General features: G+C 59.7%; 23 protein-coding genes. 9 read left to right on the plus strand and 14 right to left on the minus strand.

What is annotated here, in order from left to right; genetic code table 11:
- Nucleotides 1-54 precede the first annotated feature (54 nt).
- Nucleotides 55-978 carry a substrate-binding domain-containing protein gene (locus ACCD02_RS03835; RefSeq protein ID WP_413298647.1) on the minus strand — a complete coding sequence of 308 codons (924 nt, stop codon included), beginning with the start codon at nucleotides 976-978 and terminating at the stop codon, nucleotides 55-57.
- Here ACCD02_RS03835 and ACCD02_RS03840 point away from each other — a divergent pair.
- The 4 genes from ACCD02_RS03840 to ACCD02_RS03855 all read left to right on the plus strand — a co-directional run bounded on the left by ACCD02_RS03840 (nucleotide 977) and on the right by ACCD02_RS03855 (nucleotide 4300).
- Nucleotides 977-1249, plus strand: coding sequence for a hypothetical protein (locus ACCD02_RS03840; RefSeq protein ID WP_413298648.1), 273 nt, complete (start codon nucleotides 977-979; stop codon nucleotides 1247-1249). The two genes, ACCD02_RS03835 and ACCD02_RS03840, sit on opposite strands and share 2 nt — an antisense overlap.
- Before the next feature lie 129 nt (nucleotides 1250-1378).
- Nucleotides 1379-1666 (plus strand): hypothetical protein, encoded by a 288-nt coding sequence (locus ACCD02_RS03845; protein ID WP_413298649.1) that lies wholly within the window; start codon nucleotides 1379-1381, stop codon nucleotides 1664-1666.
- A 286-nt stretch (nucleotides 1667-1952) separates the two neighbouring features.
- Nucleotides 1953-3317 carry an iron-containing redox enzyme family protein gene (locus tag ACCD02_RS03850; protein ID WP_413298650.1) on the plus strand — a complete coding sequence of 455 codons (1365 nt, stop codon included), beginning with the start codon at nucleotides 1953-1955 and terminating at the stop codon, nucleotides 3315-3317.
- Nucleotides 3318-3328: 11 nt separating this feature from the next.
- Nucleotides 3329-4300 (plus strand): methyltransferase, encoded by a 972-nt coding sequence (locus ACCD02_RS03855; protein ID WP_413298860.1) that lies wholly within the window; start codon nucleotides 3329-3331, stop codon nucleotides 4298-4300.
- Nucleotides 4301-4480: 180 nt separating this feature from the next.
- Here ACCD02_RS03855 and ACCD02_RS03860 read toward each other — a convergent pair whose 3' ends face one another.
- The 6 genes from ACCD02_RS03860 to rutA all read right to left on the minus strand — a co-directional run bounded on the left by ACCD02_RS03860 (nucleotide 4481) and on the right by rutA (nucleotide 9547).
- On the minus strand, nucleotides 4481-5785 hold the full coding sequence (locus ACCD02_RS03860; protein ID WP_413298651.1) for a solute carrier family 23 protein: 1305 nt from the start codon (nucleotides 5783-5785) through the stop codon (nucleotides 4481-4483).
- Between the two features lie 57 nt (nucleotides 5786-5842).
- Complete coding sequence (gene rutF / locus ACCD02_RS03865) at nucleotides 5843-6370, minus strand: NADH-dependent FMN reductase RutF (protein WP_413298652.1); 528 nt, start codon at nucleotides 6368-6370, stop codon at nucleotides 5843-5845.
- A 15-nt stretch (nucleotides 6371-6385) separates the two neighbouring features.
- Nucleotides 6386-7165 carry a pyrimidine utilization protein D gene (gene rutD, locus ACCD02_RS03870; RefSeq protein ID WP_413298653.1) on the minus strand — a complete coding sequence of 260 codons (780 nt, stop codon included), beginning with the start codon at nucleotides 7163-7165 and terminating at the stop codon, nucleotides 6386-6388.
- 2 nt (nucleotides 7166-7167) lie between these two features.
- Entirely contained in the window at nucleotides 7168-7560 is a 393-nt protein-coding gene (gene rutC, locus ACCD02_RS03875) for a pyrimidine utilization protein C (RefSeq protein ID WP_413298654.1), read from the minus strand.
- 107 nt (nucleotides 7561-7667) lie between these two features.
- Nucleotides 7668-8426 carry a pyrimidine utilization protein B gene (gene rutB / locus ACCD02_RS03880; protein ID WP_413298655.1) on the minus strand — a complete coding sequence of 253 codons (759 nt, stop codon included), beginning with the start codon at nucleotides 8424-8426 and terminating at the stop codon, nucleotides 7668-7670.
- Nucleotides 8423-9547, minus strand: a complete 1125-nt coding sequence (gene rutA / locus ACCD02_RS03885; RefSeq protein ID WP_413298656.1) for a pyrimidine utilization protein A — start codon at nucleotides 9545-9547, stop codon at nucleotides 8423-8425. Before rutA ends, rutB begins: the two co-directional genes overlap by 4 nt.
- A 545-nt stretch (nucleotides 9548-10092) precedes the next feature.
- Between rutA and rutR the strand changes: the two genes are divergently transcribed.
- Nucleotides 10093-10755: an HTH-type transcriptional regulator RutR gene (gene rutR / locus ACCD02_RS03890; protein ID WP_413298657.1), complete on the plus strand. Its 663-nt coding sequence runs from the start codon at nucleotides 10093-10095 to the stop codon at nucleotides 10753-10755.
- 12 nt (nucleotides 10756-10767) lie between these two features.
- Here the strand turns inward: rutR and ACCD02_RS03895 are convergent, their stop codons facing one another.
- From ACCD02_RS03895 to ACCD02_RS03915, 5 genes are all read right to left on the minus strand, one after another.
- A complete protein-coding gene (locus tag ACCD02_RS03895; protein WP_413298658.1) occupies nucleotides 10768-13203 on the minus strand; it encodes an alpha/beta hydrolase in 2436 nt (811 codons plus the stop codon).
- Nucleotides 13200-13664, minus strand: coding sequence for a cell division protein (locus ACCD02_RS03900; RefSeq protein ID WP_413298659.1), 465 nt, complete (start codon nucleotides 13662-13664; stop codon nucleotides 13200-13202). Before ACCD02_RS03900 ends, ACCD02_RS03895 begins: the two co-directional genes overlap by 4 nt.
- A 328-nt stretch (nucleotides 13665-13992) precedes the next feature.
- Nucleotides 13993-14685 carry a transcriptional regulator NanR gene (gene nanR, locus ACCD02_RS03905; protein WP_413298660.1) on the minus strand — a complete coding sequence of 231 codons (693 nt, stop codon included), beginning with the start codon at nucleotides 14683-14685 and terminating at the stop codon, nucleotides 13993-13995.
- A 50-nt stretch (nucleotides 14686-14735) separates the two neighbouring features.
- Nucleotides 14736-15932: a hypothetical protein gene (locus ACCD02_RS03910; protein WP_413298661.1), complete on the minus strand. Its 1197-nt coding sequence runs from the start codon at nucleotides 15930-15932 to the stop codon at nucleotides 14736-14738.
- Entirely contained in the window at nucleotides 15929-16657 is a 729-nt protein-coding gene (locus ACCD02_RS03915) for a hypothetical protein (protein WP_413298662.1), read from the minus strand. Before ACCD02_RS03915 ends, ACCD02_RS03910 begins: the two co-directional genes overlap by 4 nt.
- Nucleotides 16658-16818: 161 nt before the next feature.
- Between ACCD02_RS03915 and ACCD02_RS03920 the strand changes: the two genes are divergently transcribed.
- The 4 genes from ACCD02_RS03920 to ACCD02_RS03935 are packed head-to-tail and all read left to right on the plus strand — an operon-like array spanning nucleotide 16819 to nucleotide 21247.
- On the plus strand, nucleotides 16819-17565 hold the full coding sequence (locus tag ACCD02_RS03920) for a DUF2291 family protein (protein ID WP_413298663.1): 747 nt from the start codon (nucleotides 16819-16821) through the stop codon (nucleotides 17563-17565).
- Between the two features lie 4 nt (nucleotides 17566-17569).
- The gene (locus tag ACCD02_RS03925; protein WP_413298664.1) at nucleotides 17570-19150 is read left to right on the plus strand and encodes a sugar ABC transporter ATP-binding protein; all 1581 of its coding nucleotides are present in this window, start codon (nucleotides 17570-17572) and stop codon (nucleotides 19148-19150) included.
- Nucleotides 19147-20250, plus strand: a complete 1104-nt coding sequence (locus tag ACCD02_RS03930) for an ABC transporter permease (protein ID WP_413298665.1) — start codon at nucleotides 19147-19149, stop codon at nucleotides 20248-20250. The genes ACCD02_RS03925 and ACCD02_RS03930 overlap by 4 nt, the downstream gene beginning before the upstream one ends.
- Before the next feature lie 31 nt (nucleotides 20251-20281).
- Nucleotides 20282-21247 (plus strand): D-ribose ABC transporter substrate-binding protein, encoded by a 966-nt coding sequence (locus tag ACCD02_RS03935; protein WP_413298666.1) that lies wholly within the window; start codon nucleotides 20282-20284, stop codon nucleotides 21245-21247.
- Nucleotides 21248-21422: 175 nt separating this feature from the next.
- On the opposite strand, the gene ACCD02_RS03940 is transcribed toward ACCD02_RS03935, so the two are convergent.
- Together ACCD02_RS03940 and ACCD02_RS03945 are read right to left on the minus strand one after the other, a co-directional pair.
- Nucleotides 21423-22460 (minus strand): Gfo/Idh/MocA family protein, encoded by a 1038-nt coding sequence (locus ACCD02_RS03940; protein ID WP_413298667.1) that lies wholly within the window; start codon nucleotides 22458-22460, stop codon nucleotides 21423-21425.
- Nucleotides 22461-22547: 87 nt separating this feature from the next.
- On the minus strand, nucleotides 22548-23417 hold the full coding sequence (locus tag ACCD02_RS03945) for a phosphogluconate dehydrogenase C-terminal domain-containing protein (protein ID WP_413298668.1): 870 nt from the start codon (nucleotides 23415-23417) through the stop codon (nucleotides 22548-22550).
- Nucleotide 23418: the final 1 nt, after the last annotated feature.

Consider the following 23418-nt stretch of genomic DNA (forward strand, 5'->3'; position numbering starts at 1 on the left):
GATTGATTCACACCAGTGACTGCGCCCGGCGATATGCGCCGGACGCAGGGGCATTTACCAACTGAAGTCTTTGGCCTTGGCCTGGTCGATCAACGCGATATCCACCGGAATGGTGGCGGGAACCTGAGCCCCCCATTTCTTGGCCAGGGCCAGGCCCAATGCGAGACGGATCTGGTCGCGGGGATACTGGGCCGAGGTGGCGATGAACTTGCTGCCCGGTTTCTGGATGGCCTTGATCGCCTCCGGGGCGCCATCAACGCTGACCAGCTTGACGTCCAGGCCGCTGGCTTCGATGGCCGACAAGGCACCGAGGGAGCCGTTGTCATTCACGCTGAAGAGGCCCTTTAGCCCCGGCTGGGCCTGGAGCATGTTCTCGGTCACGGTCAGGGCCTGATCACGTTCCTGCTTGCCGTTCTGGATGCTGACGATCTTGATGTCCGGATGCTTGCCGATGGCTTCCTTGCAGCCGCGCACGCGTTCGAGGATCGGCACTACGGCGATGCCGTCGAGAATGCCGATATCGCCCTTGTTACCGATGCTCTTGGCCAGGTATTCACAGGCCTGGAAACCGGCGTCGAAGTTTTTCGAACCGACGAAAGAGTCCAACGGACCGTCAGCCTGGGCATCCACCGCCACCACAACCACCCCCGCCGCATGTGCCGACTTGACTGCCGACTGCACGCCGACCGAATCGGTCGGGTTGATGATCAGGATGTCGATGCCCTTTTGCAGCATGTCTTCGATGTCGCTGACCTGCTTGGACACATCGTGGCGGGCGTCGGTGATCTGCAACTGCGCACCAATGCTGCTGCCAGCGTCCTGCAGGGCATTCTTCATCGTGACGAAATAGGGGTTATTGATTTCCTGAAAGGACGCACCGATTCGCATCGGTTTGCTCGGGGTGTCCGCATGAACGGCACCGGCGCTGAATCCAACACTCAAAGCCAACAAACACAGGGTTTTTGGAAGCGTTTTCATGGGGAGATTCTCTGTTGTTTTTATTGTTTTGGAGCAAAATGTTATCGATAACATTTTTAACGAAGCTAACAAAGAATTCAGACGCCCGCAAGCGCCGTTGGGCGAATTGGTAGAGGAAAACAGTGGCCACGAAACGACTCGCCTGGCGGTGTTTCCAATCCTGAATCGCCTTCAAATCACCGCTTGTTCCGCCTACCACTATCAGATCCCCGGACTAGAGCCGCCGAAACCGCCCATCGCCAAAATCGTCAAACCGTTCAATACAATGTAAAAATATGTGTTCACCGGACGTCGCCTTGAGCGAGCTGTCGTCTTGATTAAGGAAAGATCCCGTTCTGATTAACCGTCATGAATGCAGTTGACCTGGAGCAAGCAGTTGGATCGCTACATGGAGCTCAAGATGTTCAATGAAAAGTTCAAATCTCTGACCGGCATCACCTGGGAGGAGGCGGCAACACAATGCAATCAGCTGTTGCTGGAAGCCAATAAACTCGATGAACAGGCCTATCGCCTGCTGGGTGCGAACAAGATCGACCCGGACCTGTGGATCCGGTTCAAGGATGCCCGCAAAGCCGCGCAGAAGCGCCGTGCCGATGCGCGCAGGCAATGGCTTCGGGTCACAAAGATCCTCAATTCCATTGATGCAAAAGCGGGACACTCCGCCTTGCGTGGCAGAACCATTCACTAACGATGTTTGAAAACCCGTGTGGTCGTGAATGATTTTTGTGGGGCCGATTCATTCGCCAACGTGACTTTTCGGACGAGGGTTATGCCATCGACCGTACGTCACCCTTCGCGAATGAATTTGCTCCCCTGACCTGGGTTTACTGCGCGCTGACTCGGCGCAACGGATCACGTCATCCATTCATTCCATGGCCGTACGAAGGTCGCTCATCGGCAGATTTTCAACTCTTTTGAATTATCCCGATAACGCCATCTCTGACCTATATATCAAGAAAAGTAGTAGGTCCGCCATGACGTCGTTACAGCTTCTTGCCGAACGCTCCACCGCCGGGCAATTGCCTTCGAGCGCTATATCTTCGCTTTATTCCAGCCTGCTTCGCTCGCCTGCCAAGGCGGACCTGAGTGCAGCCCGCGACTTCCTTGAAGAACAGTTGAAGGTTGCCAAAAACCTTCCCTGCAACCTTCCGCAGGATCTGAATGATTTGTCACAGTGGGTTGGCGCCAATAGCCAGTCCGTGGCCGAGCGTTACGCGGCCTATCTGGAAATGCGGCGTACGGGTGGCGAACGCACGTTCTTCTCCACCAAGGCCCATGCCCTTCATTTTCTTCAGCATGTTGCCCCCAGCAAACTGGTCGATGGCGCATGGTTGTACGGCACAGTGAAGCATGCTCAGGACTGGCGCTATCACGGTCTGATCCGCACCTACCTGGAAGAACTGGGCGACGGCGAGGCCGCGCTGAATCATGTGCTGCTTTATCGCAACCTGCTCAGCGAGCATGACTGCGCCCCCATCGACGCGCTCGATGATGCCTTGTATCTGCAGGGCACGATCCAGCTGGCGTTGGGGCATCTGTCCGACGAATTCCTGCCCGAGGTACTGGGCTACAACCTGGGCTACGAACAATTGCCCCTGCATCTGCTGATCACCTCATTCGAGCTCAGCGAACTGGGCATTGATCCTTACTATTTCACCCTGCACGTGACCATCGACAATGCCAGCTCGGGCCATGCGCACAAGGCAGTTCAAGCGGTCATGGACCTGCTGCCGAACGACTCCGGGCGCGATGAGTTCCTGACCCGATTGCGCAACGGCTATCTGCTCAATGATCTGGGAACCAACTCCACCGACGTGATCAGGTCATTTGATCTCGAACAGGAAGTGGTCGCCATGCTCGAAGCCAAAAGTACCTTCGGCCAGCATATGCATTCCGACTACTGTCGGCTGGAAGATCGCACCATCAATGACTGGCTCGCCACCCCGGGACAAAGCAGGCAACTGCTCGGAGCGCTGGAACACAAGGGTTGGATCAAGCGGCATCAGGACCCGCAAGACAGTCGCTTCTGGCAGCTTGTCGACGGCCCTGGCGCAGTGATGTTCGGCGTGTTCAGCGGCTACGAGCTCCAACTGCTCAAGGATTGGATAGCCGGTGAATGGCGGGGAGATGAACCCGGTCAGCAGGCCAATCCGTTTCGCCCACGCTTTCGCAGGCGCACCAGCACTGCTGCGACGGACAAGAAATCCCTCCCGGTGCTTTCGCTACCCATGGATAAGTTGATCGAGCTGATCGGCCCGCACTCGCATGACACGCCTGAAGGTCTGGCCGCCACGCGTGCCTATGCACAGCAACTCACTCAAGGAGGCCTGACCCGATGAACCAGCCCAATATGATTGACCCGGCAGTGCCCGATACCGACCTGGCGGAGGAAACCCATGATCTGGCCCTGCTACAGCTGGGTGAGTATCTTCTGGCCGAGCAATACCGATTCGTGACGGTGACGCCGCTGACTCATCAACGGGTCAATGCCCGGGAAGAAAATCGCACTGCGCGCACCTTGAGGGACTTTTTCGGCTGGAGTCGTCCATTCGACAACGGCCTGCTTGCGGAACAAGAACTGCAGACACTGCTTGCCAGCGGCGTTCTGCGCGTCCATGCGGGAATGTGGGTCAGCGATGTGCGATGGTCGAGCCTGGACAACCTGCTGTTCGTCCATTCGAGCTTCCCCACCGTGGCTCACGATGCGGTGTTCTTTGGCCCGGATACCTATCGTTTCGCTCAAGCCATCGAAGAGCATTTGCGTACCACCACCCAGCCCATTCGCAGCGCCGTAGACATCGGCTGTGGCAGCGGGGTCGGCGCCATCCTCATCGCCAGGGCGCGCCGGGATGCGGACGTGCTTGCAGTGGATATCAACCCCACTGCCCTGCGCTTCACGGCGGTCAATGCCTCACTGGCCGGTACGGACAACGTGTCGGTCTATTACAGCGACATTCTCGCCGGCGTCACCGGCAATTTCGACCTGATCGTCGCCAATCCGCCCTACATGCAAGACATTCAGCAGCGCGCCTACCGTCATGGCGGCGAACAATTGGGTTCGGAACTGTCAGTGTGCATCCTTGAACAGGCGATCGAGCGCCTGGCGCCTGGCGGTAGCCTGGTGCTCTACACCGGCGCCCCCTCAGTCGATGGCGTCGACCTGTTCCTCGAGCAGGCCCGGCCCTTGATCGATACGCCTGACCTGGCCTGGACCTATCGCGAGATGGACCCCGATGTGTTTGGTGAAGAACTTGAAACAGACACCTACAGAGAGGCCGAGAGAATCGCCGCGGTGGTGTTGACCGTCACCAAAAGCCGGTGAACTGCACCTTTAGACCGCTGGCACGTTGCAAAGACAGAAGCGCAGAAGCCGGCTTGCTGGCGATGGGGTCGGGTCGGACAATCGAGTTGTTGTCTGCCATACCGCCATCGCCAGCAAGCCGGCTCCTGCAAAACCGCGTTCACATCTTCAATAGCGCCACCCGTTCAGGAGCGGCCCCCCCTACTTGATCGACGTCGAACGAACAGCCTGCCCTCTTCCCTTCAACAGTTGATTCAACAGAATCGCGCCGAAGGTCGCGGTGCCCAGGCCGTTAAGGGCGAAGCTGCCGAAATGCAGCGTGAAATCACCAGTCCCCAGTACCAGGGGAATTGCCGCCACCATCAGATTGCGGTTGTCGGAAAAGTCGACCTTGTTATCGACCCAGATCTTGGCGCCGGACACCGTGATCAGGCCAAACACCACAATGGACACACCGCCCATGACCGGTACCGGGATGGCATGGATGATCGCACCGAACTTGGGAGAAAAGCCCAGGACGATCGAAACCAGGGCGGCAACGACGAACATCGCGGTCGAATAAACCTTGGTGGCAGCCATGACGCCGATATTTTCTGCGTAAGTCGTGACACCCGGACCGCCGACGCCGGCGCTTACCGCTGTCGCCACACCGTCACCGATAAAGGCACGGCCAATCGAGCCATCGAGATTCTGCTTGGTGATCGCCGAAATCGCCTTGATGTGTCCAAGGTTCTCCGCGATAAGAATAACCACCACCGGAATGATCAACATCGCGGCATTCAAGGTGAAAGCAGGCGACTGAAAGCCCGGCATCCCGAACCAGTCGGCATTGGCGATGGCGCTGAAATCCACCGGCTTGCCGAAACCCAGCACGTTGGTCAAAACCAGATAGATCAGCGTGGAAATGATCAAGCCTGCCAGCAGCAACATGCGTTGCATCATGCCCTTGGAGTAAACGGCGATCAGGGCCACGCAGACGAACGTCAGCAATTGCACCCAGGACTCGAAGTTCGACGAGGCCATGGACTTGATCGGCACGCTGGCCAGGTTCAAACCGATCACCGCCACCACAGTGCCCGTGACCACCGGAGGCATGACGGTTTCGATCCAGGCGGTCCCGGCCATTTGCACGACCACGCCCACCACGACGTAAACCAGGCCGCAGAGAATGATCCCGCCCAGTGCCACCGCGACATTCGGGTTGGCACCGCTGCCAGTGTAAGCGGTGGCGGCGATAACCACGCCGATAAAGGCAAAGCTGGAACCCAGGTAGCTCGGTACCTTGCCTTTGGTAATCAGAAAAAATATCAACGTACCGATGCCGCTCATCAATACCGCGACATTGGAGTCCATGCCCATGAGCAGTGGGGCAAGGAGCGTCGCGCCAAACATGGCGAAGACATGCTGGATACCCATGGCGATGGTCTGCGGCCAGGGCAATCGCTCGTCAGGCGCAACTACGCCGCCTTCATCGGCCTTTACTCGCCAGGAAAATAGATTCTTCATAATGCGCTCACCCGATCAACTTGGAGGATCTCAAAAAACAACTTGCCTACCCGGCACTTACAACTCGTGATACTGGCGGTTGAAATAGATAAGGCTTTGCGCCTGCTCACCGGTGGAGAGGGAGATTACTTCACAAATCAATACATCGTGAGTCCCAACTTCAGTGATATGACTCAAGCGGCAATCAAAAGACACGCTGGCATCCTGCAGGATCGGCGATCCGGACGGTCCCCGGGACCATGAGGCCGCGGCAAAGCGCTCGGTCATGGCGGTCTTGCCGCCAAACAGATTCGACAGCTCCTGATGCCCGGCGCCCAGCACATTCACGCACAGCACCCCATTACGCTTGAATGTCTCGTAGACCGAGGCACTGCGGTTCAGGCACACCAGAAGACTGGGCGGTTCATCGCTCACACTGCACACGGCGGAGGCCGTGAAACCTGCGCGACCGCCAGGGCCATCGGTAGTGATGATGCTCACCGCAGCACCCAGGCGGGCCATGGCATTGCGGAACTCGACCTTGCCAGGAACGCCCTGGCTGACAGCGCCGGGATCGGCCTGGATCGCTAGCGGGGATATCTGCATGATGAATGACCGGATTCAGTTGTTTTTGACGAAGGACAACAACGAATCGTTGAATTCGCTGGCCGCCGTGATGTTGTGGGCATGGGCACCCTGTTCGACGCAATGCCAGACCGAATCGGGTAGATGCCTGGCCAAATGTTCGGAGCAGGTCCAGGGCACCAGTACGTCGTCTCTGGCCACCGAAATCAGCACCGCAACGCCGATCTCGCCGAGCCGCCCAGTCACGTCGAAGCGGCGCAACGCGCCGATTCTGGCGCGCATGGTATCAGCACCGGGGAAATGCTCGAAGGCATGATCCACTTCCGCCTGAACCCGCTCGGCATTGGCCGCGCACCAACTGGCCGGGTAAAGGAAAATCGGTTGGGCCTCGACATAGGCACGGGGGCCGGAATCGGCCAGCAGTGTCAGACGGGCGTCGAAGCAACGCGCGGAATGCGGGTTGGGTTCCGCCCAGGCATTGACCAGGCTCAGGCTGCGGACACGCTCGGGAAAGTCCAAAGCCAACTGCAGGCCGACCAGGCCACCGAGGGCATGCCCGACAAAATGGCATTGGGACGATTGTGTAGCGTCGAGAATACGACCGACGTCCCGCGCCATATGCTCAATGGTGTAGTCCGCCGGCAAAACACCGCGGCTGCGTCCTGTACCGTGCTGGTCGTAGGCAATTACCCTGTAGCCGGCCTCGACCAGCCTGGGAATCTGCAGCGACCAATAGTTGGCCGAACCACCAAGACCGGAAGACAACAGCACCACTTCACCGTCAGCGGGCCCATGAACCTCGGTATAGAGATCCATCGTCAGGACCCTTTGCCAATATGCGCCACACTGGCGATTTCGATCAGCGCATCGGGTTTTACCAGGCCACACTGGATGCAGTAGCGAGCCGGTTTTTCACCGGGGAAGTACTCGGCATAGACCGCGTTGATGGCCGCGTAATCTTCCCAGTTCTTGAGAAACACATGGTTGAAAGTGACATCAGCCATGGTCCCGCCCGCACTCTCGATGACCCCTTTGATGATGTTCAGCACATGGCGTGTCTGGGCGGCGGCATCGCCGACGTGGACGACGTTGTTGTCGCTGTCGAAGGGCAAGGTCCCGGAGACATAGACGATCCCGTCGGCTGTCGTGCCTGGAACGAACGGGCCGATTGGCGTGCCGGTACCAGCAGGAATAATGACTTTTTTAGGCATGGACAATCCCTCGATTAAAAAATAATGGTTGCAGGAGCTGCCGAAGGCTGCGAATGGGGCTATCCGATACACCGCTTTCGCAGCCTTCGGCAGCTCCTACAGGGTTCTCATTCCAACTCTTTGTCTTCCAGCATCCGGACAAAATCACCGACGCTTGAAACCCAACCAAAAAACGTTTCGATGTTGTACACCGCACCGGCCTGGATGGCCTCGCCGCCCAGCTCATGGGTCGCGTCCTCAAGCATCACGCCGAAATATTCAAGGTGAAACGCATCGCGCAGGGTCGACTCGACGCAGACGTTGGTGGCTATCCCGGTAAAGACCAGGTTCCTGATGCCACGCGCTCGTAACGTGCTGTCCAGCGAGCTGTTGAAGAAACCGCTATAGCGGGTCTTGGGCACCAGGATATCCCCTGGCTGCGGGCTCAATTCGGCGACAATCTGGTAGTCCCAGCCACCCTTGGCGAGAAACTTCCCCTCCAGCTCCGGATATTTGCGCATGGTCTTCAGGGCGTTGGATTTGTAGTAATTCGGCGAAGCAGGCCCGCCGGCTTCTACATACTTGCCATCCCAACCGTTCTGCAGATAGACCACCAGGATTGCCGCCGCCCGCGCGGCCGCTATCGCCTGGCCGACCCTGGCAATCACGCCCTGGGCACCGGAGATATCGAACCCGGCGGAATCGACATAGCCGCCGACCGAAGCGTAGGCATTCTGCATATCCACCACGATCAACGCGGTAGTGGACGGATGCAGGTAAAGCGGCTCCGGGCGCGCGGGCAGCACCAGTGGCGCTGCGCCCCCGACAACTTCGCCGATCCCGACAGGGAGGGACGAGGAAAGGGTCTGGTTCTTGGCACCACTCATGACACCGCCTCCACACTGACCGGGGTGCTACGTACCTGAGTTGGCACTGGACTCATCGCGTCGATACGACTTTTCATCAACGGCTGAATACGTGTGCCGAAGTTTTCAACCCCCTCAACGAAATTATCGAAGGTCAGCAACACCCCTTCAGTGCCCTCGACCTGGGCCACCTCGTCGAGCATCCGGGCGATGCTGGCATAGGAGCCCACCAGGGTGCCCATATTGATATTCACTGCCGAGGTCGGGTCGGCCATCTGCCGCACGTTGGTATCGGCGCCGGACTTCTTGTCAGCCGCGCCCTGCACACCCAGCCAGGCCACGGCCTCCTGATCGACACCGGCCTTGTAGTGGTCCCATTTCGCTCGCGCGGCTTCGTCGGTCTCGTCTGCAATGATCATCATGAGCACGTAGGTGCTGACTTCGCGGCCGGTCACCCGAGTGGCTTCGATCAATTTGTCGGCCGCCGGGGCGAAGGCCCTGGGTGTGTTGACCCCCTTGCCGAAACAGAAGTTGTAATCCGCGTATTTGGCGGAAAACTCCATGCCTGCATCACTCTGGCCGGCACAGATAACTTTCATCTCGGCCTGGGGCCGGGGACTCAGACGGCAGTCGTCCATCTGGAAATGCGCGCCCTTGAAGTCGGACTGGCCCTTGCCCCAAAGATCGCGCAGCACCTGAATATATTCGGACAGGTATTCGTAGCGATTGCTGAAGAACTCATCGCCGGGCCACATGCCCATCTGCGAATACTCCGGGCGCTGCCAACCGGTTACCAGGTTGACGCCAAAGCGTCCATTGGAAATCGAGTCGATGGTCGATGCCATCCGCGCCACGATGGCCGGCGGCATGACCAGGGATGCGGCGGTGGCAAACAACTTGATTCGGCTGGTCACGGCAGCAAGGCCGGCCATGAGAGTGAAGGACTCCAGGTTATGGTCCCAGAACTCAGTTTTACCGCCAAAGCCACGTAGCTTGATCATGGACAGCACGAAATCCAGACCGTAATGCTCTGCCGACTGAGCGATCTGCTTATTCAATTCGAAAGTAGGCTGGTACTGAGGGGCATTCTCCGAAATCAACCAACCGTTGTTGCCAATTGGGATAAAGACACCGACTTTCATAATCGTCACCGATTCGCGTCGGCAGCCAATACGGCTGCGCTCTCGACGGAAGTGGTTGCAGACGTCATGCCAATTAATTTTTATCTAATTTAATCAAACAGTTAAGTGATCCTGTAATTTTAGATCGGACCAAATGGTCCGATTAAGACCATTTGGTGAATTTGCCATGCACGAGACTGATGCAGCTGCGGCCTGAAACGTGACATTTGAGGGCGTTTTATTGATTTGAATCAACGATACTGCAAATTGAAATGACGTCTTGTGGGACCGGCTTTAGGCGGGAAGACAATAGTCCAGGCGATGGCGATGTATCGACCATCCATGCCCCTTCCCGGCCAAAGCCGGTCCCACGTGGGTTTAAAGTTTGCTATGCAATGACGCGGGGTGAGGGGGATGACGAATGCGCCTGATACACTGCCCCGACGATTCGACATACGGTCCAAGCTGTGAACAGTGAATCCCTCCCCGCCGACAAGGTACCGGCCAAGCCGCAGGCAAAAAAAGCATCGCCAGCAAAGGCCCGGAAAAAGGCTGAAAAGCCTGCCGTGAATACCAAGGCCAAGACTCCCCGGACCATAAGTCCCAAGGCGCAAAGCCGTCGCCTGCTGCTGGTCGAGGGCAAGCGCAATGGGATTATCCAGGCCGCATTGCAACTGTTTTCCCAATTCGGCCTGCATGGCACGAGCCTGGACCAGGTTGCCAGTTCGGCAAACGTCTCCAAGACCAACCTGCTCTACTATTTCGCCAGCAAGGAAGACCTGTACGCCAACGTCATGGGGTACTTGCTGGATATCTGGCTTTCGCCGCTGCGGGGATTCAATCCCGAGCAGGACCCTTTGGAAGCCATCGGCGGCTATATCCGGGTCAAGCTCGAGCTGTCCCGGGATCATCCCGCAGAATCAAGGCTGTTCTGCATGGAAGTCATGCAAGGCGCGCCATTGATCATGAATCAGCTCGAAGGCCCGTTGCGCGATCTGGTCGCCAATAAGGTGCAGGTCATTCAGGGCTGGATCGATGCGGGCAAGCTGGCCAGGATCGATCCTTTGCACCTGATTTTTTCGCTGTGGAGCACCACCCAGCATTACGCCGATTTCAGCACCCAGGTCCGGGCGGTCAGCGGGAAAACCCTGGCAGACCCGTTGTTCTTCGAGGAAGTCCTGGCCAATCTGCAAGCGCTGATACTTAGAGGCATCGAGCCACGAGCCTGAGCGGCCCGACATTCAATCAACCAGCTTTAACTCGCCGTCGGCATACAGCACCTCCCGCCCTCGCCACGCCAGATCGACATGGGGCATGACCGCTGAAGGTTTGCGCAGCTCACGCAGCAGGGTCGAGCCGTGGGAAAGGCGCCCACCCATGCGCGCAATCACGGCGCGAGCGTTTTGATAAACAGCATGGCGTCCGGGGTCCAGAGTATCTTCCAGCAGGATATCTTCACCCAGTACACCCCGAACCTGCCCCGGATAAATCATGAAGCCACTGGCCTGTTCGCTTCCCTCGCGACCGTCCTGCCAGAAGCTGCCATGCCGGCTGCGGATATGCGGATGCGCTGCAAACCAGTGTTCGCGATCGGCTGTCGGCATGGCGTGGTGCAAGCGGAAGAAAATACGCATCAGGTTATCCCGATACCACTCGCGCACCTGCAGGAAATAGCCGCGCAAACCCGGTAAGCCGACGCGACTGGCGAAGTGAATCGCCTTCGACCAAGTCGGAAAAGCCTGCAACGGCAGGTCCGACATCTCCGGGCGCGGGGTGGCCGGATCGGTTTCCCAAGGCAATCGATGGGGGCAGTCTTCGACGTTCTCGTAGGCCGTTGGCGGGCGCCCGAACAGGTCGCCACCACTGCTGGCCAGGGCCGTGGCGATGCACAGGTTGCCCTGCACGACGAAGACGTAGAAACGGGTAAACCAGTCAGCCAGTTGCCTGCCGTCGGCACCCTGCTCTTTCAACGCCGCAAGCTCGCGGTCGTAGCGATGCAACTGGGCGTCCAGGCTCAACAGATGACTGCGGGCAATGCGCTGCATACGAATGAACAACGGCAGCGAGCGCAACAGGCGCAGGGGCCGCCATGGCAGGTCCGGGGTCGCGCCGCCCACTTCACCCGCGTAGTTGCTGGAGGCGATCCCCCAGTCCGACAGCCGCGCGAGAAACAGGTCATTATTGATATAGGAAGCGTCGCCGAACAACGCAGTAAAGGGTTCGTTGTCCTGCAGGATACGTGCGTCCCAACGGGCCATGATCGCCGGAATACTCGCCGCCGCACGTCGTTGCGCGTACTCCACCAGGCGACTCGGTTGTGGCGGCAGGATCTCGGCGATATTGGCCGCAGTCAGGTGCCGACGCCAGCCGTAATCGCTGATCGGTCGATACTGCAATAGCCATAACTGGCTGCCGTCCCAGGCCCATTCGACGTCCCCTGGCACATAGTGAAAGACTCTCAGCACGCCTTGCAGGAAATCCCAGAGTGATTCCTGGGTCAAGCCATGGGCGGACTTGAACTCGCCACTGTTCCAGGAAGCACCGAGGCGGGAAATGACCGCACGCTCCGGGCTGGCCTGGCCGTCGGCCAGGGATTCCAGATGGCCTTCTACCCACTCCAGCTCCACGGCCAGATGGCGGACGAAAGCAATCCCGGAGAGCACTGGCGTAATAAAGCGTTGCACAATGACTTCTTCAACACCCGCCGCATGCAGCTCGGCAATGCGCGCAGGTACGTTATCCGCAGGTTCGCGCAGGTAGGTGGTACTCAGCCCGGCGTTGGCGGCGTCGGCCTGATCTTCGCCAAAACTGGACGAGCGAACCGCCCAGATGGCCTCCGGCTGACTGGCGAGAAACGCCGAAAGCCCCACGTCTTCACCCTGCATGAGGGACAGCGCCGCTGGCACCGGCTGCCCCGCGCTGGCTGCCAGACGCAAGCGGCCACCCTTGGTATGAGCAACAAATCCGCGCTCGCCTGACTCAAGCCACTGCACGAACTCGACCGGCGCATCGATCCAGGGATAATGCCCCCAGCCTGGCTTCAGACTGATACTCAGGTCAGCCCGGGCCAGGATCGCCGACCAGGCCGCCGCCTGCTCAATGCCCAAGACCTTATCCTGATCACCCCAGACCAATTCGACCGGATCCTCGATCCATTCCAGCAAGGGCAACGCCGTATCGGCGCGCAACAGATCCCAATACGGCACGAAGGCGCGACAACGGGCATAACCGGCGCCCATGCGCGCATAGTGCGCCGCAGGCCAGGTCTGCCGGGAAAACTTATGGGCGAACAGCGCGGGCTTATTGGCCAGCAGCCAGTGGATGGTCTTGCGAATAGGCATTGGCGACATCAGCGCAGGCAAGCGTCGCTGCCAGAGAAACGCCCCAACCGGCGCCAGCAGCACGCTTCGGCAGAAGTGGCCGGGGGCGCGCTGCAAAGCATGCAGGACCAGCAAGGCGTTAACCCCCACTGCCACTATGGCGCTGCCGCGTACAGTCGCGGCCAGCAACGCTTGGGCATATGCCGCAAGGTCGGCACAGGGCGGCTTGGGATTGCTGCCGAAACCGGGCAATTCCAGCGGCACCACCTGATAGCGGGTGAAATGCGGCACGGCATCGTCCCACCACTCGGCGCTGCTGCCGTTACCCGCCAGCAGGTACAGAAGAGGCTTGCTCATGTGCGCTCCCCAGTCCGGGCGCGACGGTCATGGCGATACAACCAGAACAAAGGCGGCAGCAGCATCAGCAGCGCTACCGTGTCGACCCACAGATGCGACCACATCCCCACCTGGGCGGAAATCCACATATCCTGCGGCGCCCACAGCGCAAGGCCCGCTATCAGCCACCCCCAGGCCATGGGAGCCCTCAGACGATTACCGATATGCAATAGCGCCAGCATGTACAGCGCATAACTCTGCAACGTCGCGCCGAACAGCGCCATCCACCAGACCTGCTGCGAGCGGGCGGCAGGCGGTACTGCGCCGGTCCAGAAAGACTGTTCAAGGGACGTCAGATAGCCCTCGAACAGGCCTGACGAGCCTGCCCATGAGAGCAGCAAACCAAACAGCAGATGCGCGGCTGCCACGGCGTACAGCCAAAGGACCAGTGTCCGCCGAAGGGTATGGGGAGGGAGCGACATTCCGGGTCCTTGGTGTCTTTGAGGAAGGCGAGTATAGCGATTGCAGGGTTGCCAGGATCAAACTCTGTGTACACCTGTCACCCGGCTCCACCACTCGCGGAACACCCCCGCCAGGCAGCACCGACTCCAGCGGCCAATATAGGGTCTTTCAATCACCAGTCCGAGCAAATGTGAAAATTGCCAATACCCCCCGTCAGCCGGCGTGAGCTGTCGTTGTACAACAGCGCTACCACCGCCAGTTATGGCGCACCGCGCAACCTGACAGCGTCGGTGAGCTGGCAATACTAAAGGCGTCGCAGCGTTTCCCGTGGGCAGGCGTCCTGAAAAACTACTCTTCGCCTCGTTCGACCAGATGGTGATGCATCGCCTTTTCCGCACCCACCGGGTCATTGGCTTTGATAAAGCCCAGGATGATCGCGTGCTCCTTGAGCGTCATCTCTCGTCCCTTGAAGCGCAGCATGTCTTCACGATAATCGGCCATCCACTGCAGGATCGCGTGGGAAATAGCCACGTAGATAGGGTTGCCGGATATGCGCGCTATTTCGGCGTGGAACTCCATGTCTGCCGGAATGAACTCATCGGTCTCGCGGTATTTGTGCATCTTGGCCAAGGCGGTTTCCAGCCGCACCACATCCGCTGGCGTGGCTTTCTGCGCAGCGATTTTCACCAGGCCCGTTTCGAAGAATTCCCGCGCCTGGCGCAGATGGTCGACATTCTTGGCCGAACTGGACAGCAGATGCCGTGCCGCCAGGTCGATCTGACCGATCATGGAATGCATATCGACGCGACCGACCTTGGCCCGCTCACCATGCTGAATGGTGATCATGCCCATACCCGCCAGGCGCTGCATGGCTTCGCGCACGACAGGACGACCGACACCGAAGCTCTCCATCAGCTCGCGCTCGGCTGGCATCTGATCGCCCGGTTTCAGGTTTTCCTCTTCAATCAGGCCGATCAATTGCTCGAAGACGACGTCAGAGAGCTTTTTGCGTTGAATGGTGCGTTTCTTGATCTCTGACATTAATCGACATCTCTTTCGTAAAAGCGTAAATGGCGGCAACGGTAGCGCGATTATAAGCCACACTCAACGTCGCGTCGGCAGTCCAGCTTCAGTACGGCGTAAGGTCCGAGGACAGATTGATCAAGGCCTGTAGACGTTCGTCGGTGAATGAAGCCAGGGTCATGCAGTGCCAGATCGTAGTGATCGGCGTCCAGCTGCGTGACACCGGTGATGCTTGCCCCGCTCAGCTCGAACGCCTGGTCACTGTCGCTCAGATTAGCCAGCCAGACCTGCAGTCCCTGTTCCTCGACCCAGGCCAGCACGGCGATTTCTGCGCTGCCAACCCTGACATCGACTGCGGTCTTACCGCGCCCCTGGCTCAGACCACACAAGAGGTGAAACGTCGGCCAGTATTCGCTCGCCGCAGCGACGGCAAACGGCTCGTTCACCGCCCAGAGCGCTACTGCGTCTACTCCCGCTTGCTGCAAGGCGACATAGTGGCCGAGGGTCCAGGCGGCGGCGAACTGACTGTGCTGGCGCGGGTCACTGTTGCTGAGGGTCAGGCGCTCACCCTCGGCATTGGAGGTGAGCTGACCGCCATAGGGGTTGCACCATGCGCCGATGGCCGAGGTGGTTATACGATAGGGTCTGCCATGGGCCAGACGACGCGCCGAGCGAACGATATCGCCCAGCGACTGCAATGACTCCATGACCGAATGGTCGTCGGCGGCATGAACGATGGGTGAAGTGGCATGGGTCAGGTAATCGAAGCTTGCAGCGGCGGGTCGGCAGCGGTTCAGCTCAGTAAAGTAGGTCGGCACTCCGCCGCCGATCAAATAATGCGGCAGGTACTCGCGCGCCAATGTCGCCACATCCTGGGGCGTCGGCCCGCTCGGCCATTTGCCATCGGGCTGGTAGCTGTTCAAGTAAGCTGCCGGGGTCGTCAGGATCCCCTTGGGTCGCCAGGCAGCAGTGTCGAGAAACGCAGCCAGATCCTGCAACTGCGCCTGAACAGCGTCGTCGCTGACGATCACCAGCAACCAGGCATCGGTGCGGGTCCGCTGGCATAGCAATAAGGCATTCTGCAGGCGCTTCAAGGCCCCGTCCCGGCGCAGATCCACCAAGAGATCGAGGTGCGCGCCGCCCAGTTGGCGGATCAGGGCCTCGGCGGCCGCGTTGTCTTCGAGGTGATCGACCCATAACCCGTGCCCCAGGACTGGTAATGGGCGCGTACCTTGTTCGCCGATAATGATGCTTGCCGCGCTCATGGCCGCCCCTCCTGCTGACGCAGCACATGCAGCTCGATGCACTGCTCAATGCATTCACCGGCCTCGATGACATAGGGGCATGGCCATGCCAGCGGGCGGTTATAGGTCTTGAACGAGGCATCGGACCAATTGCGCTGATCTTCCATTTCAAACACATCGCCGCTCATGCGCCAGTCCAGGGTCAGCCCCGGCGTCGGTGAGTGAACCAGGCCCTGGATATCGAAAAATGGCTGGCTGGGGCTGATCAGGTCAGGGAAGGCTCCTGTTTCGGACTGACCATCACCGTGAATCACCGTAACAGGCGCGCCAACCACGCCCTGCAGCGGATGCAACAACATCAGTCCGGCGCGACAGGTGGAGAAATCACGACGCGCGCGCAGCTGCGCCCTGATGGATAGCTTTTCGTCGCGAACGTCCATTTCCACCTGCCATTGCAGCGCCGACTCTTCGCCGCTCGATGTCACGACACCCTGCACCTTTCGCCACCAGTGATGGGCTTGGACCCTGGTCTCGCGATGGCACTCCAGTAACGTGTGTGTGCCCCAGAAGCCGTCGCGAATCACCAGCCCGACACCGCGCAGAATTTCCCGTCCGTCGGCACGCAGACGGCGCAACTGAGCGCCCTGGGCAAGAAAATCCAGGGCACCTACATGGGTGAGCTGTTCCTCGGGGCGTGGCTGCAACGTGCCGTAGAGACGGTAATCCAGGGCTTGGGGCGGGGTCATCAAGGACGCTCCTGTTGTTGTTATGGATGAAAGCAAACTAAATCGGACCGGCATTCAGCGCCAAAAAAGACGCTATCTTGAACTGGTATGATGATGATATATAGTGATGACTGAACCTCCTGACAAGTACAAAAAAACGCCACAAGGCGAGGAGAATCTGCATGAGCTTGACTGTATCCGGCAGACCGTCGGTTTTATTCCGCGGCCTGCCTGTAATCGCCATCGTCGGCGTCGCCGCTGCGGTATGGGCAGCAGCGACCCTGATTGGCGCCCCGCTCGTCACCCTGCGACCGCTGGATCCGGCAACCGGCCGGGTCGTCTTCAATACCGCACAAAGCGCCAACGCCCAGGGGCAAAACCAGAAGTTCGCCATCAACAGCTTCAGCGCCGAGCAGTACGTCGAACAACAGTGGGCCAGCGACGTGCAACCAGTGCTGGACAAACAGATGGTCGACCTGATGCCCCTCCTTGCCGCCATTGCGGCGAACCCCGCCGACGCGGCCAACCGCTATGCCGTCAATCATGATGGCAACAGCAAAAATTTCGTCGTCAGTGGTATAGCACGGGTCGCCGAGGCCAATCTCAAGTCACCCATGGGCCTGCTGACCCTGGAGTTCCCCGATCACCCCGAGCTGGCTCAGCAGAAGATTCAGCTGCTGACCGGGCCGCTGGTGATCAGCACGGTACTGCGCGACGTGGCCAGCAATATGTCGCTGAACGCCTTTACCAACCAGACCCAGTACGCCGATGTTGCCGCCGCTCTGAACAAGCAGGCCCTGGCGCGTACCTACGGCAAGACGCCCGCGGCCAGCCTGCTCGGCAAGACCATCAGTTTCGTCGGTGTGTTCAACCTCCAATCCCCCGCATCGATCCGCATCGTGCCCGTCAGCCTGACGGTGAAGGAGTAGCTGGATGAATGCTTTTTCCCCTGGCACGCCTCTGGCGATGCGTGCCCGACAGATCCGCAAGGTGTACCAGGGCACTACCGCGCTCAAGGGCGTTGATTTCGATGTAGTGCATGGCAAAGTCAATGTACTGATCGGCGAGAACGGTGCCGGCAAGTCAACGCTGATGAAAATCCTCGCCGGTATCGAGCAGCCGACCTCAGGACAGCTGTTTGCCGGTGATGAAGCCCTGACCCTGGATAATCCCCGACAGGCCATGGCGTTGGGCATCGGTATCGTCCATCAGGAGCTGAATCTGTGCCCCAACCTCAGCGTTGCCGAGAACATGTTCATCGGCAAGGAACGGCGTAGCCGCTTCGGCAGGCTGTTGTTGGGCGAGCAGCGCAAGCTGGCCCGGGCCACCCTCCAGCGCATGGGCCAGGATATCGACGTCGACGCGCTGGTGCAGGACCTGAGCATCGGCAAACGACAGATCATCGAGATCGCCAAGGTGCTGGTCAGTGATGTACAGGTGCTGATTCTGGACGAGCCGACCTCCTCACTCAGCGAGGCAGAGGTCGGCATCCTGTTCTCCCTGATTGCCGATCTCAAGCGCCAGGGCGTCTCTATCATCTACATTTCCCACCGTCTGGAAGAACTGATCGAGATCGGCGACCACTTCACCGTACTGCGCGACGGCAATCTGGTCGGTACCGGCGTGCGCGGCGCCGTGACCATCGACTGGCTGGTGGAGCGCATGATCGGCAGCCAGATGAGCACCGAACTGCGCGCGGCAAGCGATCCGCGCTTGCACAGCGATGCACCGCAAGTGCTACGAGTGACCGATCTGGAGGTCGCCAGCGAACGCGGTTCACTGCTATTGAACAAGGTTTCGTTCAGCGTACGACGGGGTGAAATTGTCGCCTTCTACGGGCTGATGGGTGCCGGTCGCACCGAACTGTTCGAAACCCTGATCGGCCTGCGTCAGGCCATCGGCGGCCGTATCGAACTCAATGGCCAGGTGCTGCCGCTGCGTCAGGACATCGCCGGACGTATCCGCGCCGGTATTGCCCTGGTCCCCGAAGACCGGCAAAAGCTGGGTCTGGTCACCAGCGCGAGTGTGCGCGACAACCTGCTGCTGGCCAACCTGATTCGCTATCGACGTGCCGACGGCCTGGCCCGCCAGCCCATGGACGATGACGTCGCGCGGATGATCCGCGAGCTGCACATCAAGACTGAGCACGCCGGCATCGCCATTTCGTCGCTGTCCGGCGGCAACCAGCAGAAAGTTGTGGTGGGCAAGAACCTGCTCACCGAACCCCATGTCCTGTTGCTCGACGAGCCGACCCGGGGCATCGATATCAAGGCCCGTCGCGAGCTGTTCGAGGTGCTGGATGGTTTGGCAAAGAGCGGCTTGACCATTCTCTATGCCTCCAGCGACCTGGGCGAAATCATCGGTGGCGCCGATCGTGCGCTGGTGATGTGCCAGGGCCGTATCACCGCCAGCCTCACCCGCGAGCAACTGGACGAACCGACGCTGGTGAGCTGGTCGCAAGTCTCGCGCAAGGAGCCGATGACCCCGGCGCCTATTCAGAAGGAAACCGCATGATGGCCGAATCAATGTCCCTGCCCGCCCGCAAATCCCCGTCACTGAGCATGCGCTCGCTGCCGCTGCTGCTATTGCGCCTGCGCGCCTATCTGGCGCTGGTGCTGCTGATTATCCTGTTTTCGTCAATAGCCCCCTCGTTCCTGTCGGCACGCAATCTGGTGATCGTTGCCGAGCAAGTGGCGGTGTTCGCGATCCTGGGCATTGGCATGACCTTTGTGATTCTCGCGGCGGGGATCGACCTCTCCGTTGGCGCTGTGGCCGGGCTGGCGGCCATGGTCGCCGGCTATCTGATCAGCGAAGGCTTGCGCCTGCCGTGGCTGGGGGTGTCGGCATTCTTCAGTATTCCCGTGGTGTGTATCCTCAGCCTTGCACTGGGCACAGTGGTGGGTGCGATCAACGGCTGGTTCATCACCCGGCTCAAGGTCACGCCGTTCATCATGACCCTGGGCATGCTGTATATGGCCCGCGGCGCGGCTCAGTTGGTCTCGGGCGGCGCGACTTACGGCGATCTGACCGGGCAGGCCGAATTGCACAATGGCGGCTTCCTCCTGCTCGGCACCGCGCGAGTATTGTCGGTGCCGGTGTCGATCTGGCTGATGCTGATCCTCACCCTGGTGGCGGTGTACATCAGCCGCAAGACCGTGTTTGGCCGCCAGGTGTTCGCTATCGGCGGCAACGAGCGTGCTGCCGAGCTGTCAGGGGTACGAGTCAGCCGGGTGAAGATGGGCACCTACGCCATCTCCGGATTCTGCGCCGCCCTGGCGGGGCTGATCATCGCCTCGCGCCTGGGCGCCGCCAACCCGGCCATTGCCACCTCCTACGAACTCAATGCCATTGCCGTGGTGGTCCTGGGCGGCGCCTCGCTGTTCGGCGGCGTCGGCACCATCGGCGGAACACTGATCGGCGCCTTCGTGCTCGGTGTACTGAGCAACGGCATGGTGCTGGTGGGCATTTCAGACTTCTGGCAGACCGTCATCACCGGCGCGGTGATTGTGCTGGCGGTGGTGGTCGATCAGTTGCAACGCCGTGTCGAGAAATCCAGTGCGGAGCGCCAGGCCAAGGCTCAGGAAGACCGGGGCAAACCGACGACTGCCGCGTGATTTATTACTCCATAGAGGGATGACTAAAACAATGAAAAGACTCTTCTCCTGCAAGCTGCTTTCCCTGGCCGTACTGTCTGCTTCACTGCTGCCGCTGACTGCCTCGGCAGCGGAGTTCAAGCCGGCCGATCACCTGATCGTGATTATCACGCCGTCCCATAGCAATGCGTTCTACAAGGCCGAATCCGACACCGCCGAAGCTGCCGCGAAAAAGCTCGGCTACAAGACCAACGCCCTGGTCCATCAGGACGATCCGGATATCCAGTTGCGCCTGGTACAGACCGCCATCGGCGACAACGCTTCGGCGATCATTCTCGATAACGCCGGCTCCGACTCCTCCATCGCTGCGGTCAAGCGAGCCCAGGAAGCGAAGATCCCGGTATTTCTCATCGACCGCGAAGTCAACGCCAACGGCATCGCCACAGCGCAGATCGTGTCCAACAACTCGCAATGCGCAACCTCGGTCGCCGAGTACTTCGCTGATCAGGTCGGCTTCAAGGGTGAGTATGTGGAATTGATCGGGCGCAGCTCGGACGTCAACGCCCATGTGCGTTCGGAAGGCTTTCACCGGGTACTCGACCAGATTCCGGACCTGAGGATGGTCTCCCAGCAATCGGCCAACTGGGACCAGACTCAGGGCTACAACGTCATGCAATCGATCATTCAGGCCAATCCGAATATCGTCGGGGTGCTGGCCGGCAACGACACCATGGCTCTGGGTGCAGCGGCGGCACTGAAAAACGCTGGCAAGAGCGACGTCAAAGTGGTGGGTATCGATGGCAATCCCGATGTCGTTCGGCAGATCGCCGGCGACGGCCCGATCATCGCCACCGGCTTGCAGCAGGCAACCCAGATGGCCGCCATGGCGATGGAACAGGCCGACCACTTCCTGCGCACCGGCAAGTCCGACAAGCCGGAAAAACAGTCGGTGGACTGCGTGATGATCTCCAAGGACAACAGCAAGCAGGTACGCGAAGGCGGCTTTGGCATGCGCTAGGGCCGAAAGCCTTCAGTGATTGAAATGATAAGAGGAGATAACCCGTATGTGGGACCGGCTTCAGCCGGGAAAGGGCCATTATAGACTCAGCATGTGCATGCTCAGACCCGCCGCTTTCCCGACTAAAGCCGGTCCCACTCATAAAGCCACATCACTGTTGCCCAAGGCCGGTCCATCAGCGCCTGGCAGGTATCACAGTCATGCCATGGACCGCCGATTCATAGGCCGCCTCCACCAACGCCTGGGTATTGAAGTTGTCCGCCCCGCAGGTCTCGGACCTTTGCCCGCGAAGCCGATCGGCCAACCATTCGCGCTGCAGGCGCAGCACGCTTTCCTGTATCGGAAACCACGGCGCATCGCTCCAGGCCGGTGCAACGGGGGCAACGTCGAGGGTTTCGACATGACCGTAGGCGTCATGGATCTGCAAACGAAAATCGGCCAGCAGGCGCAACGAGCCGCGATCACCATCCACCTCGATCAGGCTTTGCGGGAAGGGATCGTTGGCCAGTCGTGTGGCGTAGCTGAAATCCACTACACTGGTGACGCCCTGTTCATGGGCCAGCATGACCGTGGCGACATCCTCTGCGGCAATGGCCGGATTGATTCGACGGGTCTCGCAGGTCAGCCGGGCGACGTCACCGAATAACGCACGGGCAATATCCAGTACATGCACGCCGAGGTCTTCGATGATGAAACGCGGCGTCCTGGCCAGGTAAGGCTGCAAACGGTAGACATCGAAGCCGCTGCGAAAACTCACCCGGCCAAAAAACGGCGTGCCGATCACCCCGCTGCGCAAGTGCTCGATCGTGGCGCGCACCGGCGCCTGCCAGCGGAAGTTTTCGTGCACGGTCAGCCCGACGCCGAGCTTCTCACAGGTCTCGATCATCAGCCGGGCATCGTCCAGGGTCGCCGCGAAGGGCTTCTGGCAGATGATATCGACACCGGCCTCGGCGCCCATCAGCACCAGCGGCTTATGCGCCGAGGTGGGTGTGGCGATGTCGATGAAGTCCAACTGCAGCTCGCGCAACATGATCTGCGCATCACTGAAGGTCGCGGCGTCAGGCGCGTGGTCGGCAAATTCAGCAAGACGCTGCGGGTCGCTGTCGCACAGAGCGACGATTTCCACACCGTCCAGATCCTGCCAGGCACGCAGTTGGTTGAGGGCGAAAAAACCGCAACCTATCAGCGCGCCCCGCAGCGGTTTACTCTCCATGATCAATCTCCCTGGCTGCCCATATAAAAAGACGCCCGCAGGTGCTGCCACCCCGGACGCCAAAAAGTAGTCGATTTTGCGTACCTATCAAGCCGCGTCGGCTTTGCGCACCGCGTCGATCTTCAGCATGCGGGCAATGATCAGGTCGAGTTCTTTCTCATCGAAGATCTTCTTCCAGTCGGGCTTGATGATCTGCTCACGTCCATACTCCATGGCGATCATGCAGGCATCGGAGAACGGGTTGGTGCTGCGGAACGACACCGCCAGGGCAATCTGAATGTGCCCGTAAAGCATGGCCTTGGCCGCAGCCTCGGGCACGCCGATCCGGTTGATGGTCTCATCCAGCGCTTCCTTCATGAAACTGCCAACCATGCAGGCCACGGTTTCGACCAGGGTAGGCTCGAGGTAGGCCAACTGCTTGACCGTGACCCAATGCACCACCCCGACCGGGCCGTACATCACGGCGATGATATTGGCCAGTTCCGAACGCTGCTTGTCGTTACCGCTCTCGAACGCCGCGCAGACATCCTGCACGGCGGCATTGCCGCCAAAGGCGTCGGCATGTTCTTCCTTGGTGTAGCGCTCCAGGAACACCGAAGGGTGGCAGGGGTGGGCCACGGCCTGATGGATGCCGTCACGCTGAGCCAGCAGCCCGGCATAGGATGCAGCGGGGTCCAGGGTCAGCAGGATGGCGCCATTCTTCATCTGCGGCACCACCTGGGCAGACACTGTTTCCAGCGCCACATCCGGTACCGCCAGGATCACCACGTCAGCCTGAGGCACCACATCATTGGTGGCCGACAGACTGCGCCCGGTGGCGAGAATCTGCTCCTGGGCCTTGGGCGAGTTCTCGCAGTACGTCACGCTGTAGTGGCTGCCCTGCAGGTTGTTGGAAATGCGCATGCCCATCTTGCCGCCGGCACCCACAATCGCAATTTTCTTCAGTTCATATGTCATG

The organism is Pseudomonas sp. Pseusp88, assembly GCF_047303955.1.
Classification (GTDB): domain Bacteria; phylum Pseudomonadota; class Gammaproteobacteria; order Pseudomonadales; family Pseudomonadaceae; genus Aquipseudomonas.